1 protein-coding gene is annotated in these 379 nt (G+C 67.3%); it reads left to right on the top strand.

All coding sequences use genetic code 11. The features are described from left to right. A partial coding sequence (locus EOA24_RS42340; RefSeq protein WP_189354758.1) for a hypothetical protein occupies window positions 1-379 on the top strand: 379 nt, incomplete at both ends.

The raw sequence follows: 379 nt of genomic DNA, 5'->3' as shown, positions 1-379 counted from the left end.
CGAGAACCCCGCCTATCAGCCGCGCTGGGTTTTCCTCGATGCGCCGCCTTCCGCGGAATTGCAGCGGGCGCTCGACGATGCGGGAATTGTCGGCAACATCTTCGGACACAGCAAGCCCGCTACGGCAACTCCGCAATCTCAACCGGCGTCGAGCCAGGTCGCCGCGGGCCGCACCATCCATCTCCAGGACAGGAATGGCGAGGTGATCGTCGCGGCAATGCTGGGCACGGAGCCGAGGAGCCCGGAACAGGTTTATGTGCCGCCTTCCGACGGGCCCCGCGCCCCGGCCGATGCTCCGGAGGTGCAGGACAAGACGCACATGCTGGTCTACGACCCCGACACGGGCGAAGCCGTCGTCCTGCCCTGGATACGCGGTGCC

The sequence above is a fragment of the Mesorhizobium sp. M2A.F.Ca.ET.039.01.1.1 genome (assembly GCF_003998035.1).
Taxonomy (GTDB): domain Bacteria; phylum Pseudomonadota; class Alphaproteobacteria; order Rhizobiales; family Rhizobiaceae; genus Mesorhizobium.
The sequence above is the reverse complement of the archived record's forward strand: the minus strand, read 5'-3'. Positions and strand labels throughout refer to the sequence as shown.